General features: G+C 54.1%; 14 protein-coding genes, 1 pseudogene and 1 other annotated feature. Of the genes and pseudogenes, 10 read left to right on the forward strand and 5 right to left on the reverse strand.

What is annotated here, in order from left to right; translation table 11 throughout:
- Positions 1-928 precede the first annotated feature (928 nt).
- Positions 929-1,420 carry a GNAT family N-acetyltransferase gene (locus tag KCR01S_RS22315; protein ID WP_061285131.1) on the reverse strand — a complete coding sequence of 164 codons (492 nt, stop codon included), beginning with the start codon at positions 1,418-1,420 and terminating at the stop codon, positions 929-931.
- A gap of 95 nt (positions 1,421-1,515) precedes the next feature.
- On the opposite strand from KCR01S_RS22315, the gene KCR01S_RS22320 reads away from it, so the two are divergent.
- On the forward strand, positions 1,516-2,427 hold the full coding sequence (locus KCR01S_RS22320) for a LysR family transcriptional regulator (protein WP_061285119.1): 912 nt from the start codon (positions 1,516-1,518) through the stop codon (positions 2,425-2,427).
- 30 nt (positions 2,428-2,457) lie between these two features.
- Here the strand turns inward: KCR01S_RS22320 and KCR01S_RS22325 are convergent, their stop codons facing one another.
- A complete protein-coding gene (locus KCR01S_RS22325; RefSeq protein WP_052281657.1) occupies positions 2,458-3,078 on the reverse strand; it encodes an L-threonylcarbamoyladenylate synthase in 621 nt (206 codons plus the stop codon).
- On the reverse strand, positions 3,075-3,956 hold the full coding sequence (gene rnm / locus KCR01S_RS22330; protein ID WP_061285120.1) for an RNase RNM: 882 nt from the start codon (positions 3,954-3,956) through the stop codon (positions 3,075-3,077). The genes KCR01S_RS22325 and rnm overlap by 4 nt, the downstream gene beginning before the upstream one ends.
- Positions 3,957-4,122: 166 nt before the next feature.
- Positions 4,123-4,215, forward strand: a sequence feature (Trp leader region).
- A 36-nt stretch (positions 4,216-4,251) separates the two neighbouring features.
- Here rnm and KCR01S_RS22335 point away from each other — a divergent pair.
- From KCR01S_RS22335 to trpA, 5 genes are read left to right on the forward strand one after another with little or no spacing between them, the layout of a single operon-like run.
- Positions 4,252-5,814 carry an anthranilate synthase component 1 gene (locus KCR01S_RS22335; RefSeq protein ID WP_061285121.1) on the forward strand — a complete coding sequence of 521 codons (1,563 nt, stop codon included), beginning with the start codon at positions 4,252-4,254 and terminating at the stop codon, positions 5,812-5,814.
- Positions 5,814-7,409, forward strand: coding sequence for a bifunctional anthranilate synthase glutamate amidotransferase component TrpG/anthranilate phosphoribosyltransferase TrpD (gene trpD / locus KCR01S_RS22340; protein ID WP_061285122.1), 1,596 nt, complete (start codon positions 5,814-5,816; stop codon positions 7,407-7,409). The genes KCR01S_RS22335 and trpD overlap by 1 nt, the downstream gene beginning before the upstream one ends.
- Positions 7,410-7,412: 3 nt before the next feature.
- On the forward strand, positions 7,413-8,771 hold the full coding sequence (gene trpCF, locus KCR01S_RS22345) for a bifunctional indole-3-glycerol-phosphate synthase TrpC/phosphoribosylanthranilate isomerase TrpF (protein ID WP_061285123.1): 1,359 nt from the start codon (positions 7,413-7,415) through the stop codon (positions 8,769-8,771).
- A 9-nt stretch (positions 8,772-8,780) separates the two neighbouring features.
- Positions 8,781-9,974, forward strand: coding sequence for a tryptophan synthase subunit beta (trpB, locus tag KCR01S_RS22350; protein ID WP_061285124.1), 1,194 nt, complete (start codon positions 8,781-8,783; stop codon positions 9,972-9,974).
- Positions 9,974-10,783 carry a tryptophan synthase subunit alpha gene (trpA, locus tag KCR01S_RS22355; protein WP_061285125.1) on the forward strand — a complete coding sequence of 270 codons (810 nt, stop codon included), beginning with the start codon at positions 9,974-9,976 and terminating at the stop codon, positions 10,781-10,783. The genes trpB and trpA overlap by 1 nt, the downstream gene beginning before the upstream one ends.
- A gap of 31 nt (positions 10,784-10,814) precedes the next feature.
- On the opposite strand, the gene KCR01S_RS22360 is transcribed toward trpA, so the two are convergent.
- The gene (locus KCR01S_RS22360) at positions 10,815-11,270 is read right to left on the reverse strand and encodes a MarR family winged helix-turn-helix transcriptional regulator (RefSeq protein ID WP_061285126.1); all 456 of its coding nucleotides are present in this window, start codon (positions 11,268-11,270) and stop codon (positions 10,815-10,817) included.
- A gap of 74 nt (positions 11,271-11,344) precedes the next feature.
- Between KCR01S_RS22360 and KCR01S_RS22365 the strand changes: the two genes are divergently transcribed.
- Positions 11,345-12,292, forward strand: coding sequence for a quinone oxidoreductase family protein (locus KCR01S_RS22365; RefSeq protein WP_061285127.1), 948 nt, complete (start codon positions 11,345-11,347; stop codon positions 12,290-12,292).
- A gap of 291 nt (positions 12,293-12,583) precedes the next feature.
- Complete coding sequence (locus tag KCR01S_RS22370; RefSeq protein WP_061285128.1) at positions 12,584-13,216, forward strand: LysE family translocator; 633 nt, start codon at positions 12,584-12,586, stop codon at positions 13,214-13,216.
- Between the two features lie 203 nt (positions 13,217-13,419).
- Here KCR01S_RS22370 and KCR01S_RS22375 read toward each other — a convergent pair whose 3' ends face one another.
- A complete protein-coding gene (locus KCR01S_RS22375; protein ID WP_061285129.1) occupies positions 13,420-15,393 on the reverse strand; it encodes an alkyl/aryl-sulfatase in 1,974 nt (657 codons plus the stop codon).
- A gap of 211 nt (positions 15,394-15,604) precedes the next feature.
- On the opposite strand from KCR01S_RS22375, the gene KCR01S_RS22380 reads away from it, so the two are divergent.
- Together KCR01S_RS22380 and KCR01S_RS22385 are read left to right on the forward strand one after the other, a co-directional pair.
- Positions 15,605-16,240 carry a helix-turn-helix domain-containing protein gene (locus tag KCR01S_RS22380; RefSeq protein ID WP_061285130.1) on the forward strand — a complete coding sequence of 212 codons (636 nt, stop codon included), beginning with the start codon at positions 15,605-15,607 and terminating at the stop codon, positions 16,238-16,240.
- Positions 16,241-16,507: 267 nt separating this feature from the next.
- Positions 16,508-17,672, forward strand: a pseudogene (locus tag KCR01S_RS22385) (OmpP1/FadL family transporter); the annotation flags it as partial.

Genomic DNA, 17,672 nt, shown 5'->3' on the forward strand with positions numbered 1-17,672 from the left:
AAGTTTCTGGTAAAAAAACCAGCTTCCTTATTAGATTACCACTGTGTCCTGTGTTCGGCAAGAGCTTCTAACTGTGGGCCATGAATTCCTGATTGCAGCATGGACAAAAATTGACCTTTCCCGCGACTAACCAAAACCAACGAGATATCCCTGAGCGGTCAATGATGTTATTGGCTAAACCAGCATAGGCCAAGGATGAAAGATTACGGTGTGTTGTTGAAAGCGGGATGTTCAGGAGTTTTGAAAGTTCTAATGCTGAGCTAGGAATAGACGTTTGAGTAAGGTGGTGCGAAATATTTATACGTGAAGTTGTCAGTGTTAATCCTGCTGACTTCAGGATAATAGCCATCCGGTTATACTCATCCCTTAATGGGGGAGTAAACGAAGGCAAAATGGACCCTGTAAGCAATATTCACTCTCTGTGTCAATCTATCAAGAATGATATTTTATCATAAGACATCTCAATTGAGAATTGTTCTCAAATAATCTTTGAGACAATAATGATTGTTAGGCACAGATACCGGTATATGCCCGAGTAGATGTATATCTCCATTTAAGTTAAATCTGAATGGAGCACGGGGAAAACGATGTGCATAAAAAATGGGATTATGAGTGAAATTAAAGCTGTCACACAAAACGATGATTGCCCTTTATGCTAACAAGGCAATTCATTGATTTGTAATAATATTAATTTTTTCCTATGCGCCTTCACAGGCGTCTTAGAGACTTCATCAGCAGCGCGGGAAATAGGCACCGGGCTGCATAAGCAGGCAAACAGCGGCGTTTTAAGGTCACGCAGGCCGTCCACCCAGAATTGTGACCGCACATACTACACGAATTTTAGGAGAAAAGGGCAGCTTGTTCCTGCCCTTTTCTCCTCGTCGCCACCGGGTGCGTGAAGGAAACGCTTTCAATGCGCCGCTGGCGCCTACAGTCGCTGCATCATTTCAAACCACACTTCGCCGCCGTGGGTGGAATCCGACCGCTTAATAAATTGATAACCGAAGTGTTTGTACATCTCCAGATACTGAGATTTACACATCAGGTAAATCGCGGTTTTTCCCTGTTGCCGCATATGGCCGATAAACGCTTGCATCATTTGCGTCGATAGCCCTTTTCCTTGATAGTCCGGATGCAGCACCACCGACATAATGACCGCATTAGGGGCGGCGGGATCGTGGCCGATGAGTTCCTTAAAATCCTCGTCCGACATGGCCACCTCCCAGGCGCAACCGGCGTTGATAAAACCGATGATCGCGCCGTTGTCCTCCATGCATAAAAAGCCCTGCGGATAATTCTTGATGCGCAAGGCGATTTTCTCGCGCGTTGCCGCTTCATCGGCAGGATAGGCGGTTGACTCAATGTCAAAGCAACGATCAATATCAGACGGTGTCGCCTGGCGAAAAATAGCGTGTGACACAATGCCTCCCATGGGCATAAACAGATGATGGTCGCTATTTTAGCGCCTGCGTGATATGAATATGCTGCATTCTTTTCACTGTAAAAATGAATATCATGCATCTAAATTTACGTCTGCTGGATCTGAACCTGCTGCTGGCCTTTGACGCACTGTACCGCCACCGAAGCGTGATGGAAGCCGCCAACGAATTAGCGATGAGCCCGTCGGCTTTTAGCCACGCCCTCGCCCGCCTGCGCAGTTCACTTAACGATCCGCTGTTTATTCGCCAGGGCAGCCAAATGCAGCCGTCGCCGCGCGCCGACGCACTGTTTCCGGCAATCTCCAGTGCGCTCTATGCGCTGAACGGCGAGCTCGGTCAGGTTGATCTGTTTAATCCCACCACCAGCAGCCAGACGTTTACCTTCGCCGCCACCGACTATACCGCCGCCGTTTTTTTCCCAGCGCTTGTGGCTCATCTACAAACCGTCGCCCCGGGGATCCGCACCAAAATTGTCTATTCTCGCGAATACGATGCGCTGGACGATCTGCTGGCCGGGCGGGTGAATTTTGCCGTGGGCTTTGAAGAGGGAAAAATGCAGCCGCGCCACGGACTGGCCTCGCTGGAACTGTTTACCGATGATTATGTGGTCGCGGTGCGCAAAGGGCATCCGCTTGCCGATGGCACGCTGACGCAGGACGGTTATTTACAGCTCGGCCATGTGGTGGTAAGCCCGTGGAATGAGCACCACCGGCCTATCGACAGCTACCTCACTTCGCAGCACGTCAGCCGCAAAACGGTGGTTGAACTGCCCAGCGTGATGTCGGCGCCGTTTATTGTGGGCCAAACCGATCTGGCGATCACCCTCCCACGCCGCTGCGTGAACCAGCTGTTTGATACCCATCAGCTCGCCGTACATACACCGCCTTTCCCCATTCCGCCCTATACCCTAAAGGTTTACTACCGTCCCGTTAGCGGGCATGCGAAAGCGCAGCGCTGGATGCTGGAACAAATTGGCGGGCTGAAGTAAACGGCCCGACGAAAAGCCGGGCCAGAAACATTACATGAACGGTTTCACGTCGCCCACGCCTTCGCGGATGACGACCGGGGAGTCTTCGGTGAGATCGACAACCGTGGTGGGCTGTTGGCCGAGGTAGCCGCCGTGGATGATCAGATCGACCACTTTTTCCAGACGGTCTTTGATCTCTTCCGGATCGGATTCGGTGAATTCGCTGCCCGGCAGCATCAGCGAGGTCGAGAGCATTGGCTCACCCAGCGTCTCAAGCAGAGCCTGGGCGATAGGGTTAGACGGCACGCGCATCCCGATAGTCTTACGTTTTTCTTGCAACAAACGGCGCGGAACGTCTTTCGTTCCCTTCAGAATAAAGGTGTAGTTGCCAGGCGTGTTGTTCTTAATTAAGCGAAACGCCACGTTGTCGACGTAAGAATAAGTCGACAGTTCGGACAGGTCGCGGCACATCAGGGTGAAGTTGTGGCCGTCCGGCAGATGACGGATGCGACAAATGCGCTCCATCGCCCCTTTATCTTCGATTTTACAGCCCAGCGCGTAGCCGGAGTCGGTGGGATAGACGATGACGCCGCCCTTACGCACAATCTCGACCGCCTGGTTAATCAGACGCGCCTGCGGGTTATCCGGATGGATATAAAAAAACTGACTCATGCTTCCCTCTCAATTGAATTCTGCGGCTGCTCCCAGCGCTGCCAAACTCCCTCGACGCCTGCGGGTAACCACAGTTTACGGCCCAGCTCAATCCACGGGCAGGGTTGATGGAAATCCGACCCCTGTGACGCCAGTAAATTGTATTCGCGGGCATAGGTGGCAAGCTGAGTGCGCTCGTGAGGCGCCTGCTGGCACTGGGAGACTTCCATCGCGTCGCCGCCGTGTTCACTAAAGTGTGCCAGCAATCTTTTCAGCCACTTGGCGGACAAATTGTACCGCCCCGGATGGGCAACAACCGCTACACCACCCGAATGATGAATGACATCAATAGCTTCCTTTATTGTACACCACTGCGGCGGAACGTAACCGGTTTTCCCGCGCGCGAGATATTTTTTAAATACATCGCCAATATTGGAGGCCTTACCCTGTTCCACGAGGAAGCGGGCAAAATGGCCGCGGGTCACCGCGCCACCGTCGGCCATTTTCAGCGCGGCTTCCCACGCGCCGGGGATTTGCGCCTTTTCCAGCCGCTCGGCAATCATCTGCCCGCGCTGCTGGCGGCGGTCAATTTGCGCCTGTAAAAAAGCGGTAAGCGCTGGGTTTTCAATATCAATATTGAGCCCAACGATATGAATTTCGTGGTTCTCCCACAGGGTCGAAATCTCAACGCCGGTAATCAGTTTTAGCGCCAGACCGGCACGGGCAATTTCTGCCTGGGCTCGCGGGATCGCGTCGACGGTATCGTGATCGGTAATCGCCAGCGTGCCTACCCGCATCTCGCCCGCGCGGTGCACCAGTTCTTCCGGCGTCAGGCGGCCATCGGAGGCGATGGTATGGCTGTGAAGATCGTAAATCACTGCGTAATTGGTGTCGCTCAAAACCGCTCCCGTTGTACTGCTCATCATGTTTCGCGCCCTATCATAGCGGTATTACGTGGAATTCTAAAATCAGGGGTTGACTTTGCCCTCTTGAACTAGTTAACTAGTACGCAAGTTCACTTAGTAAAGGTATCTGCTCATGACTCGTAAAATGATTGCTCTGCACGGCGGTTGGTGGCGTACTTCCCAGTAGGGCGGAGTCATCACGTCTGCGTTAAGCAAACAGATACCCAGCCCGCCAATGAGCGGGCTTTTTATTAAGCAAAAAAGATTAAGCAATCAGGCGAGAACAACGATGCAAACACAAAAACCCCTGCTCGAGCTTCTGACCAGTGACGCGATTTATCGTGAAAATCCAACCGCACTGTTCCATCAACTGTGCGGCGCGCGCCCGGCCACTCTGCTGCTGGAATCCGCAGATATTGATAGTAAAAACGATTTAAAAAGCCTGCTGCTGGTCGACAGCGCCCTGCGCATCACCGCATTGGGCGATACCGTCACCATTCAGGCGCTGTCGGATAACGGCGCTTCCCTGCTACCGCTGCTCGATGCCGCACTGCCGTCCGGGGTGGAAAATGAGCGCCAGCCTAATCGCCGCGTGTTGCGCTTCCCGGCGGTTAGCAACCTGCTGGATGAAGATGCCCGCCTGTGCTCTCTGTCGGTATTCGACGCGTTTCGTCTAATGCAGGAACTGGTGATCGTGCCGCAAAACGAGCGCGAAGCGATGTTCTTCGGCGGCCTGTTCGCCTACGACCTGGTCGCAGGATTTGAAGATTTACCACAGCTGGAAAGCGACACAGCATGCCCGGACTATTGCTTCTACCTCGCGGAAACCCTGCTGGTTATCGACCACCAGACCAAGAACACACGTATTCAGGCCAGCCTGTTTACCCCATCTGAGGCGGAAAAAGATCGTCTGCTGCAGCGTATTGCCGACGTGCGCCAACAGTTGAACGAGCCGCCGATGGCGCTGCCGGTACGCGAAATTAAAGAGATGCGCTGCGAGTGCAACCAGAGCGATGAAGAGTACGGCGATGTCGTACGTAAGATGCAAAAAGCGATTCGCGCTGGGGAAATTTTCCAGGTGGTCCCTTCGCGCCGCTTCTCGCTGCCCTGCCCGTCTCCGCTGGCGGCCTATGATGTGCTGAAAAAGAGCAATCCAAGCCCGTACATGTTCTTTATGCAGGATAACGATTTCACCCTGTTTGGCGCGTCGCCGGAAAGCTCGCTGAAGTACGACGCCACCAATCGTCAGATTGAGATCTACCCGATTGCCGGTACTCGCCCACGCGGTCGTCGCGCCGACGGTACGCTGGACCGCGATCTCGATAGCCGAATTGAGCTGGAGATGCGTACCGACCATAAAGAACTTTCCGAACATTTGATGCTGGTCGATCTGGCGCGTAATGACCTCGCGCGTATCTGTACGCCGGGCAGCCGCTACGTCGCAGACCTGACAAAAGTGGATCGCTACTCGTTCGTGATGCACCTCGTCTCCCGCGTGGTTGGCGAACTGCGTAAAGACCTTGATGTTCTGCACGCTTACCGCGCCTGCATGAATATGGGCACCCTGAGCGGTGCGCCAAAAGTTCGCGCCATGCAGCTTATCGCCGCAGCAGAAGGCAAGCGTCGCGGCAGCTACGGCGGCGCGGTGGGCTATTTCACCGCCCACGGTGACCTCGACACCTGCATCGTCATTCGCTCCGCGTTTGTCGAAAACGGCATTGCTACCGTGCAGGCCGGAGCGGGCGTGGTGCTCGATTCCGTACCGCAATCTGAAGCCGATGAAACCCGTAATAAAGCTCGTGCTGTTCTGCGCGCCATCGCCACTGCCCATCATGCACAGGAGATTTTCTGATGGCTGACATTCTGCTGCTCGATAATATCGACTCCTTTACTTACAACCTGGCAGATCAGCTGCGCGCTAATGGGCACAACGTGGTGATTTACCGCAACCATGTACCGGCACAGACCTTAATTGACCGTCTGGGCACCATGGATAACCCGGTGCTGATGCTCTCTCCAGGGCCTGGCGCGCCGTCTGAAGCGGGCTGTATGCCAGAACTGCTGACCCGTATGCGCGGTAAGCTGCCGATTATCGGCATTTGCCTCGGTCATCAGGCCATTGTCGAGGCCTACGGCGGTTATGTTGGCCAGGCCGGTGAGATCCTGCACGGCAAAGCGTCCAGCATTGAGCATGACGGCCAGGCGATGTTTGCCGGGTTAACCAACCCGCTGCCGGTGGCACGCTATCACTCGCTGGTTGGCAGTAACATTCCGGCCGGCTTAACCATCAACGCTAACTTTAATGGCATGGTGATGGCCGTCCGTCACGACGCGGATCGCGTCTGCGGCTTCCAGTTCCATCCGGAATCCATCCTCACCACCCAGGGGGCTCGTCTGCTGGAGCAAACTCTGGCATGGGCGCTGCAGAAACTGGAGCAGAGCAACACCCTGCAGCCAATTCTGGAAAAACTGTATCAGGCGCAAACCCTGACCCAGCAAGAGAGCCATCAGCTATTTTCCGCCGTGGTTCGCGGCGAAGTGAAGCCGGAACAACTGGCCGCGGCCCTCGTGAGCATGAAAATTCGCGGCGAAAGCCCGAACGAAATCGCCGGTGCCGCGACTGCACTGCTGGAGAATGCAGCGCCATTCCCGCGTCCTGACTATCCGTTTGCTGATATCGTCGGCACCGGCGGCGACGGCAGTAACAGCATCAATATTTCCACCGCCAGCGCCTTTGTTGCCGCTGCCTGTGGTCTGAAGGTCGCCAAACACGGTAACCGTAGCGTTTCCAGTAAATCCGGATCTTCCGATCTGCTGGCCGCGTTTGGGATCAATCTTGATATGAACGCCGACAAATCCCGTCAGGCGCTGGATGAGCTGGGTGTGTGCTTCTTGTTCGCACCGAAGTATCACACCGGTTTCCGCCACGCGATGCCGGTTCGTCAGCAGCTGAAAACCCGCACCCTGTTCAACGTACTGGGGCCATTGATTAACCCGGCGCACCCGCCGTTGGCACTGATTGGCGTGTACAGCCCTGAACTGGTGCTGCCGATTGCTGAAACCCTGCGTGTGCTGGGCTACGAGCGCGCGGCAGTGGTACACAGCGGCGGAATGGACGAAGTCTCGCTTCATGCGCCAACGGTGGTGGCTGAACTGCACAACGGTGAAATTAAGAGCTACCAGTTAACCGCCGATGATTTTGGCCTCAAGCCTTATCATCAGGCCGAGCTGGCAGGCGGCACGCCGGAAGAAAACCGTGACATTCTGACGCGCTTGCTACAAGGTAAAGGTGAGGCTGCGCATGAATCCGCCGTCGCGGTAAACGTCGCCATGCTGATGCGTCTTTACGGTCACGAAGACCTGAAAGCCAACGTTCAGCAGGTGCTTGATGTTCTGCACAGTGGTGCAGCCTACGACCGCGTCACCGCATTAGCGGCAAGAGGATAAAAAATGCAGACCGTATTAGCAAAAATCGTGGCCGACAAAGCGATTTGGGTAGAAGCCCGCAAACAACAACAACCGTTAGCCACTTTCCAGAATGAGGTACAGCCCAGCCAACGTCACTTTTATGACGCGCTGCGCGGGACACGCACCGCCTTCATCCTGGAGTGTAAAAAAGCCTCCCCGTCAAAAGGGGTTATCCGTGACGATTTCGACCCGGCGCGCATTGCCAATGTGTACAAGCATTACGCCTCAGCGATCTCCGTCCTGACGGATGAAAAGTACTTCCAGGGCAGCTTTGATTTTCTGCCGATTGTCAGCCAGATTGCGCCGCAGCCCATCCTGTGCAAAGACTTCATTATCGATCCGTACCAGATTTATCTGGCGCGCTATCACCAGGCCGATGCCTGCCTGCTGATGCTGTCGGTACTCGACGACGACCAATATCGCCAGCTTGCGGCCGTCGCGCACAGCCTAAGCATGGGCGTGTTGACCGAAGTCAGTAATGAAGAAGAGCTGGAACGCGCCATCGCCCTGAAGGCGAAAGTGGTCGGTATCAACAACCGCGATCTGCGCGATTTGTCGATTGATCTCAACCGTACTCGTCAACTGGCGCCACGTCTGGGTCACGACGTGACGGTGATTAGCGAGTCCGGCATCAATACCAATGCCCAGGTACGCGAACTGAGCCACTTTGCCAACGGTTTCCTGATTGGATCGGCGATGATGGCGCATGACGATCTCAACGCCGCCGTGCGTCGGGTGCTGCTAGGCGAGAATAAAGTCTGCGGTCTGACCCGCGCCCAGGATGCCAAAGCGGCATTTGAAGCAGGCGCAATTTACGGTGGGCTGATTTTCGTACCCACCTCGCCGCGTGCGGTGAGCGTGGACCAGGCCCGGGAAGTGATTAACGCTGCGCCGCTGAGCTACGTTGGCGTCTTCCGCAATACGCCGGTCGCCGACGTGGTAGAACGCGTCACCACGCTGTCACTTTCCGCCGTCCAGTTGCACGGCGATGAAGACCAGAGCTATATCGATAGCCTGCGCGCTGAGCTTCCGGCCAGCGTACAGATCTGGAAAGCGTTGAGCGTGGCGGACAGTCTGCCGGCGCGTAATCTCAACCACGTCGACAAATACCTCTTCGACAACGGTCAGGGCGGCTCCGGTCAGCGTTTTGATTGGTCTCTGTTACAGGGTCAGGATCTGAGCAACGTGATTCTGGCCGGTGGATTAAGCGCAGATAACTGCGTGGAAGCAGCCAAAAGCGGCTGCGCCGGACTGGATTTCAATTCAGGCGTAGAGTTACAACCGGGCATAAAAGATGCCAGTAAACTGGCCTCGGCATTTCAAACGCTGCGCGCATATTAAGGAGCAATAATGAGCACTTTACTGAACCCCTACTTCGGCGAATTTGGCGGGATGTACGTTCCGCAAATCCTGATGCCTGCCCTGCGCCAGCTAGAAGAAGCTTTCGTCAGCGCGCAGAAGGATCCTGAGTTCCAGGCCGAATTTACCGATCTGCTGAAAAACTATGCCGGTCGCCCAACCGCGTTGACCAAATGCCGTAATCTGACGGCGGGCAGTAAAACCACGCTGTATCTCAAGCGTGAAGATCTGCTGCACGGCGGCGCCCATAAAACCAACCAGGTGCTGGGTCAGGCGCTGCTGGCAAAACGGATGGGTAAAACCGAGATCATCGCCGAGACCGGCGCCGGTCAGCACGGTGTCGCTTCAGCGCTTGCCAGCGCCCTGCTCGGGCTGAAATGCCGTATCTACATGGGTGCCAAAGACGTTGAGCGCCAGTCGCCAAACGTCTTCCGTATGCGCTTGATGGGCGCGGAAGTGATCCCGGTGCACAGCGGTTCCGCCACGCTGAAAGATGCCTGTAACGAAGCGCTGCGCGACTGGTCTGGCAGCTATGAAACCGCGCACTATATGCTCGGCACCGCGGCGGGTCCACACCCGTTCCCGACCATCGTTCGTGAATTCCAGCGCATGATTGGTGAAGAGACCAAAGTACAAATTCGTGAAAAAGAAGGCCGTCTGCCGGATGCGGTGATTGCCTGCGTTGGCGGGGGGTCGAACGCCATTGGTATGTTTGCCGACTTTATTGAAGATACCAGCGTTGGCCTGATTGGCGTTGAACCTGCCGGCCACGGGATTGAAACCGGCGAGCACGGCGCACCGCTTAAGCATGGCCGCGTGGGCATCTATTTCGGTATGAAATCACCGATGATGCAGACCGATGAAGGGCAGATCGAAGAGTCTTACTCTATTTCTGCCGGGCTGGATTTCCCGTCCGTCGGCCCGCAGCACGCCTATCTGAACAGCATTGGCCGTGCGGAATACGTGTCGATTACCGATAACGAAGCGCTTGATGCGTTCAAAGAACTGAGCCGTCATGAAGGGATTATTCCGGCACTTGAGTCATCCCATGCTCTGGCTCATGCCTTAAAAATGATCCGCGAGAACCCGGAAAAAGAGCAACTGCTGGTCGTGAACCTCTCCGGTCGCGGCGACAAAGACATCTTTACGGTACATGATATTCTGAAAGCGCGAGGGGAAATCTGATGGAACGCTACGACAACTTATTCGCCACCCTGAAGGCCCGCAAGGAAGGCGCCTTCGTTCCCTTCGTCACGCTGGGCGACCCGAATCCGGGCCAGTCGCTGAAGATTATCGACACCCTGATTGAAGCCGGTGCCGATGCGCTGGAGTTGGGGATCCCCTTCTCCGATCCGCTGGCCGATGGCCCGACGATTCAGAATGCCACCCTGCGCGCGTTTGCCGCCGGCGTGACGCCAACGCAGTGTTTCGAGATGCTGGCGGCGATCCGCCAGAAGCATCCGACCATTCCGATTGGCCTGCTGATGTACGCCAATCTGGTGTTCAACCGCGGGATTGATGAGTTTTACGCCGAGTGTGCGCGCGTTGGCGTAGATTCCGTGCTGGTCGCCGACGTGCCGGTAGAAGAGTCGGCGCCATTCCGTCAGGCGGCGATGCGTCACAACGTGGCACCGATCTTCATCTGCCCGCCAAATGCCGATGAAGAACTGCTGCGGCAGATTGCGACTCACGGTCGGGGCTACACCTACCTGCTGTCGCGTGCTGGCGTCACCGGTACGGAAACCCGCGCCGCGCTGCCGCTGCACCATCTGGTAGAAAAACTGGCTGAATACCAGGCGGCACCTCCGCTGCAGGGATTTGGCATCTCAGCGCCCGATCAGGTGACGGCAACCATCGACGCCGGGGCGGCCGGGGCGATTTCCGGCTCAGCGATTGTGAAGATTATCGAACGCAACGTTGAGAACCCGCAGGCGATGCTGGATGAGCTTTCACGCTTCGTGAAAAGCATGAAAGCCGCCACTAAAACGGCATAATGCCCGTGCCGCCTGAGTCAGCTCAGGCGGCCTATTTTTGCTGCAGGCTATCCGCATATTTCCGCGTGAGTCGGAACAGCGCCTCAACCTCTTCCGGTGACCATGTTGCCAGCACCTGATTCATTAACCTCTGTCTGGCGACTGCTATCGCGTCAAAAATTGCCCGCCCCTCTTCACTCAACGTCACTTCACTGATTCGCCGATCCAGAGCATTAGGCTGCTTGCGCGCCAAAGACTGCGCTTCGAGCTTTTTCACCTGACGGCTGACGGTGGTGTAGTCGCGCCCCAAATTGTCCGCCAGTTCCACCACCCCGACCGGACCGTAGCGGCCGATTGCTACCAGCAGCGGGAAAAGTAGCTGATCTAACTGGACGCCCGCTGCCTGTAGCAGCTGCTCGTCGCGCACCGGTTGGTTCATTACGCCAATGATATCGAGCAGCGCGCCATGAAATTCGGTGATGTCATATTTATTATGTGCATATTGCATATATTATCCAGCGGTGTATAGTGCCGTTATCTGATATGTGCATTTTACACATAAATCCTGACGGAGACACTCTTATGAAAGCAGCCGTGGTCTTTGACCTCGCCCAGGGGCCAGTTTGGGCAGACTTTGCCGACCCACAGCCCCATGAAAACCACATGTTGGTCAGCGTCCGCGCCGCCGCCATCAGCCACGTGGTGAAAAGCCGTGCCAGCGGCAAGCACTACAGTTTCGACGGTACCCTGCCGTTTGGCGTGGGCATTGACGGAACCGGAACCTTACCCGACGGACAGCGGGTCTATTTTGCCTTTCCCACTGCGCCGTGGGGCAGTATGGCGCAGTACGCGCCGGTGGCGTTAAGCCACTGTTTCCCCCTGCCCGATGGGTTAGACGACACCGCTGCCGCCGCCATGGCCAACCCCGGCATGTCAGGCTGGGCGGCACTGGTGAAACGCGCAGGCTTGCAAGCTGGTGAAACGGTACTGATTAACGGCGCTACCGGCACCGCCGGACAGCTGGCGGTGCAAATTGCCCGACATCTCGGCGCGAAAAAGATCATTGCGACGGGGAGAAATCCCGTGGCGCTGGCCGCTTTGGGTGCGGATGCCTGTGTGTGCCTTACTGATGATGACGCCACCCTCAGCGCCCAGTTTGCTGAATTAGCCAGCCAGCAGATTGATGTGGTGGTGGATTATCTGTGGGGCCACAGCGCCGAGCTGTTGCTGCCCATTCTCGCCAAACGCAGCCCGGGCCATAGGCCTATTCGCTATGTGCAGGTTGGCTCGCTTAGCGGGGCGGATATCTCACTTAATGGTGCCGTTCTCCGCTCAGCGCCGTTGCAACTGATGGGCAGCGGCATCGGTAGTCTGCCCATGCACGAGCTTTTACAGGCCACCGGTGAAATGCTGCAGGCCGCTGCCATTGGCGGTTTTACCATCGCCACCACTCCAGCGCGTCTGTGTGATGTGGCGACGGCCTGGCCGCTGGATGACAGCCAAAAACGTACCGTTTTCCTCATTGAGTAAAAAAAATCGCTTTCACACAAAAGATAGGGTTGATATCTTAGATGAGAACTATTATCTTTCTCATTACCGAATAGTTGAGTAAATCACTCAGGTACTCGGTACGACATTGCTCACATTGCTTCCAGTATTTTTGCCCGCATTCTATGCGGGCTTTTTTTTCCCCATCATCCGTTACGGCGAGACGCCGGCCCCTCCCTTACCCACCAGAATTAACTGTTTTTTGACAAATACCTCGCCGGGATATGACGCAAGTCGTAGTATGAAAATCAGTCGCCACGATGGAGCCCCAGCATGACTGATTTGCACAATATTCTCGCCTTTGCGTTGGTTTCACTCGGTATGGCCCTTACCCCCGGCCCTAATATGATCTACCTGATTTCGCGATCCATCTCTCAGGGGCGAACCGCAGGATTAGTGTCACTCGGCGGCGTGGCGCTGGGCTTTATTTTTTATATGGTGAGCGCAGCATTTGGCCTCACGGCACTCATGATGGCCGTGCCATACGCCTACGACGCGCTGCGAATTGCCGGCGTGCTTTATCTGCTGTGGATGGCCTGGCAATCGGTGCGCCCCGGGGGCCGCTCGCCGTTCCAGCTAAAAACATTGCCGCAGCACAGTCCGCGTAAGCTATTTTTGATGGGGTTTCTAACCAACCTGCTGAATCCGAAAATTGCTATCGTCTATCTGTCGCTGCTGCCGCAGTTTATTAACCCCGCGCACGGCAGCGTGCTGACGCAATCGCTGATGCTTGGAATGACGCAGATCGTCATTAGTGTATCGATTAACGCCCTGGTGGCGATTTCAGCAGGAACCATTGCACTGTTTCTGGTGCGTAAACCCTCATTTGCCGTGATTCAACGCTGGCTGATGGGCGGCGTGCTCACCGGATTGGCGGTGAAAATTGCGAGTGAGTCACGACGCTAGCATTTAGTGTGATTTCAACCGTGCACATTGTACAGCTATAGACGAAAAAGCTGCCTGCGAGCTACCACCGTGAGTTTAAGACTGAGATACCCGGGGCGACCGCCGGGTTTGGCGTCCCTTCGGGAACCACATTACGACGGTTCCCCTAATCGCTTTGCTTAAGTGTACGGTGTTACCCTACTGGCAGCTTTTTATTTTCGCCCTTACGGCGTGACGATATTGAACCAGAATTCAAAATTGTCCATATAGCCCAGCATTTCGTCGAGCTTGGCACTGTTACCTGACACCTTAACCTCCCCTTTATCCTCGGCCTGTTTCAGGGTTTCCTGCTTCAGGATAATTTTATTCAGGGTCGCACGATCCAGCGTCACGGTCGCATCGGCATCTTTCGCTACCGCATTGGCAGTATGGTTCAGCACACCGTTTTCCAGCTCCAGCTTGTACTGACCACCGTCATTGCCGAAATCGATATTAAATACCGCTTTCGCCGCGCCTGCTTTCTCTCCGTTGATGTGAACGGCCAGATAGTCAAAGAACATTTCCGGCGTCATTGCCCGCACGGTATCCGGACTTGCGGTGTTCGGTGTTGGCAACTTCTGCACGCCATTACGCAGTTCCTGCGCACCGGTCAGGTAGAAGTTACGCCAGGTCCCGGCTTCGGCCTGGTAGCCTAATTGCTCCAGCGCATCGGCTTCCAGGTTGCGAGCATCCTGGTTTTTCGGATCGGCAAACACGATTTTACTGGTCACCTGAGCTACCCAGCGGTAGTTACCCTGCTGGTAGTCAGCCTTGGCTTTCTGCATGATGGCATCTGGCCCCCCCATGTATTCCACAAATTTCTTCGCCGACTGCTCCGGCGGCAGTTCATCGAGGGTGGCAGGATTGCCATCAAACCAGCCTAGATAGTAGACGTAGGTTGCCTTCACGTCATGGCTGACGGAACCATAGTAGCCACGGCTGGACCACTGTTTCTCAAGAGTTTCAGGCAGTTTAAAGTTGGCCGCGATTTCATCGCGGGTCAGGCCTTCATTCGCCATACGCAGCGTCTGGTCGTTGATATAACGGTACATATCACGCTGACCTTTCATCAGTTTGACAATGTTCTCGTTGCCCCAGGTCGGCCAGTGGTGCTGGGCGATAATCACCTGTGCATCGCTGCCCCAGCGATCAATGGCGGCATTAATGTATTTCGACCATGCCAGCGGGTCGCGAATTTTGGCACCGCGCAGAGAGTAAGTATTGTGCAGCGTATGGGTCACATCCTCCGCCGCCTCAATCATTTTCTTCTCTTTGACATACCACAGCATTTCCGACGGCGCTTCCGAGCCCGGCGCCATCAGGAAGTCATAGGTCAGACCATCAATAACCTCCTGCTGACCGGTTTTGGTAATATAGTTCGTCGGTTCAATCAGCGTTACGGTCCCAGCGGAAGTGGTGGTCCCAAGGCCGGCACCCACCTGGCCTTTCGCATCAGGCTTCAGCAGGTTCCCGTACATATAGCTCGCGCGGCGGCTCATGACGTTACCGGCCATAATGTTTTCAGACACCGCTTCTTTCATAAAACCATCTGGCGCATAGATTTTTACTTTACCGGATTTCACATCGGCTTCGTCCACGACGCCGCGGATACCACCATAGTGGTCAACGTGACTGTGAGTGAACAGCACGGCGACGACCGGTTTTTTACCGCGATTGGCATAATACAGATCCATCCCCTCTTTTGCCGGTTCAGCACTCAGCAAGGGGTCAATAACCGTAATCCCTTTTTCACCTTCAATAATAGTCATATTAGAAAGGTCTAAGTTACGAATCTGATAGACACCGTCGGTGACTTTGAACAACCCACCAATATTGATCAACTGCGACTGACGCCAAAGGCTTGGGTTCACCGTATTTGGTGCTTTTTCACCTTCTTTCACAAAATTGTATTTCGCCGGATTCCAGATAACATTTCCCTGTTCACCTTTAATGATATTTTGCGGCAACGGGGCAATAAAACCTCTGTGCGCATTTGCGAAATCAGTATTATTGGTAAATGGCAATTTTCCGTACAATGCATTATTCGCCATTGTGGTTGCAGAGGTAGCATCCTGCTGCTCAACGGCAAATGCCGAGATCGACAGGGATGTTAAAACACCGGCCAGTGCCAGGTGTTTAGCGATATTATTTAATTTCATTAGAATGCCTCATAGAGTGTTCTTATCGTTTCAATATTTATTTGAAAGGATTATTCGAATACATACTGATTGCTGACCATTCTAAAGCGAATACGTTAAGGGGGAAGTCCCATATGGGACTCTTCATTTCTGGCGGACGATTTTCTTATAATTTTATTCACCACCACTGCTATACTGGATTGACGTCGACCAGCATAATAAGAGGCCTAGCGTGAATTTTCAGGATATCCATAGCTATTATCGACAACTCAATATTGATACCTTTCTCCCGCAGGCCATTGAGGAAGGCGAAGACTTAACGATTAATGCTCATCACAAATTAGAACTCCACAAAGGATATATCTATTTTTGCATTGAGGGATCGTTAACGATATTAATGCCAGGCGATGGCCTGAGCATTGGTAACACGATAGAGTGTATGCCCGTAGGATTAATGGAGCGATATTGCCCGCTGGCCGAATTCGAATATCATGCCAGCGCCACGGTAAAGCTTACAAAAATATCCTATAGCAGCTTTGATCGACTCTTTTTTCAGAGCGGCCCCGAACGCATACAGGAACTGGTGACAATTATGGCCTACATGTCGATTTTTACTATTGACCTCCACAATGAACGTGGCCAGTTAACCAGCTATCAAACCATTAAGCCGATGCTATCGCGCTATCTGTATCGTCAGAACACGCATCCGGGAGAAAACGAAGGGTTGGCGCTGTTTATTATTAAGCGAACCAATCTGTCACGGACGCACGTTTTTCGCGTATTAGCCGATTTAAAAACCGGTGGCTATATCACGATGAAGCGCGGAAAGTTAGTTTCTATCGACCGGCCGCTCCCGGAAGCCTACTAATCACGATGAGGACCCGGATTTTTCTAAAATCAGGTGCAGCCAAACAGGAATGTTAACCTATTGTCATTATTAGAAATACAAAGAAAGCAGTACAAATAACAGCGTAATACCTGACGCATGTTTTTGTTTTAAAAATAGCGGGTTCTCCCCCGCTCTTTTACATCTCAATTTTAAAAGCGGTTCTATAGTTTTGTAGGAGGCGGGCCCGTGCCTGACTTTCACACAAAGCGTGCCGACTCATTTTTCCAACGCATTGAAGGTAATGGAATGAACAAATCTATAATTCTCGGCTCTGGGCTGCTGTTTTCGTCATTGAGTCACGCCAGTGCACTCTACTTTTATGAAGTCGCGACAGAAGATACCTCCCTTGCTGGTGCGGGTCAGGCGGCACGCGCACAGGATGCATCGACATTACTAACCAACCCCGCCGGGATGACCCGCTTACCCGACCATATGGTTACCGGTGGTTTGCAGGCGATGGGAGGTGACATTCCCTATTCACTGGACGATAGCTCTGGCGGGCGCCAAAGCCCCGGCAATGTGATGAAACTGTTCCCCAACGCCAGCCTGTTCTACACGCAGCGGTTGAGCGATACGGTTTCCGCCGGTCTGGGCCTATACGGTAACTATGGGCTCGGCATTGATTTTGGCAATTGGGCAGGCGACCGTCTGATCAAAAAAAGCACGATGGTTGCCATGACCCTTAGCCCCGCGATTGCATGGAAATTAAGTGACAAAGTCTCGATTGGCGCAGCGACCGGTCTGAACTACGGCTTTCTGTCGCTCACCCGCAACGTGGATGGTGCTGATGAAAAACAAAGCGATCATGACTGGGCCATGAACTATCGCCTGGGTCTGCTGATGGATTTAACTGAACAGACCCGTGCGGGGATTAGCTGGACCAGTAAAACGGACTATCACTTTAATATTGATGGCAAAGCCCGTTTCCCTGGCTTACCAAACGTTGAATATAACCTGCCTATTGCCGCCCAGGTGCGCGCGCCCCAGCAGGTGATGATGAGCCTGGTTCACGATCTCAATAAGCAGTGGTCAGTGATGGGGGGATCTTGGCTGGCAGGACTGGAGTCAGTTCGGAAGCCCGCAGATCACCGTTAATGGGCAGTCAAGCGACAAGAATAATCGCTTGAAAGATACCTGGCACACGGCCATCGGCGCACAGTACCGACCTGATGAGCAATGGCGTATTAACGCAGGCGTCGCTTTTGACAGCACTCCGTACAAATCGCAAAGCGATGTGGCGCTGTCGTTGCCGACCGGAGATGAATGGCGTTTTGCCACCGGCGCGCAATATCAGATTACTCCCGCCAGCAATATTGGCTTTGCCGTTGAGTACCTTCATATGCAGTCCTCTAAAGTTCAGTCACCGGTGTTTGGTGGGAAATATGACAACCCATGGCTGTGGTTTGCGAGC

Source organism: Kluyvera cryocrescens NBRC 102467, from assembly GCF_001571285.1.
Classification (GTDB): domain Bacteria; phylum Pseudomonadota; class Gammaproteobacteria; order Enterobacterales; family Enterobacteriaceae; genus Kluyvera; species Kluyvera cryocrescens.

Coding starts and splice junctions, on each gene's coding strand:
- KCR01S_RS22320 (WP_061285119.1), top strand. CDS start 1,516: ATGCATCTAAATTTACGTCTGCTGGATCTGAACCTGCTGCTGGCCTTT.
- KCR01S_RS22325 (WP_052281657.1), bottom strand. CDS start 3,078: ATGAGTCAGTTTTTTTATATCCATCCGGATAACCCGCAGGCGCGTCTG.
- KCR01S_RS22335 (WP_061285121.1), top strand. CDS start 4,252: ATGCAAACACAAAAACCCCTGCTCGAGCTTCTGACCAGTGACGCGATT.
- trpD (WP_061285122.1), top strand. CDS start 5,814: ATGGCTGACATTCTGCTGCTCGATAATATCGACTCCTTTACTTACAAC.
- trpCF (WP_061285123.1), top strand. CDS start 7,413: ATGCAGACCGTATTAGCAAAAATCGTGGCCGACAAAGCGATTTGGGTA.
- trpB (WP_061285124.1), top strand. CDS start 8,781: ATGAGCACTTTACTGAACCCCTACTTCGGCGAATTTGGCGGGATGTAC.
- trpA (WP_061285125.1), top strand. CDS start 9,974: ATGGAACGCTACGACAACTTATTCGCCACCCTGAAGGCCCGCAAGGAA.
- KCR01S_RS22360 (WP_061285126.1), bottom strand. CDS start 11,270: ATGCAATATGCACATAATAAATATGACATCACCGAATTTCATGGCGCG.
- KCR01S_RS22365 (WP_061285127.1), top strand. CDS start 11,345: ATGAAAGCAGCCGTGGTCTTTGACCTCGCCCAGGGGCCAGTTTGGGCA.
- KCR01S_RS22370 (WP_061285128.1), top strand. CDS start 12,584: ATGACTGATTTGCACAATATTCTCGCCTTTGCGTTGGTTTCACTCGGT.
- KCR01S_RS22375 (WP_061285129.1), bottom strand. CDS start 15,393: ATGAAATTAAATAATATCGCTAAACACCTGGCACTGGCCGGTGTTTTA.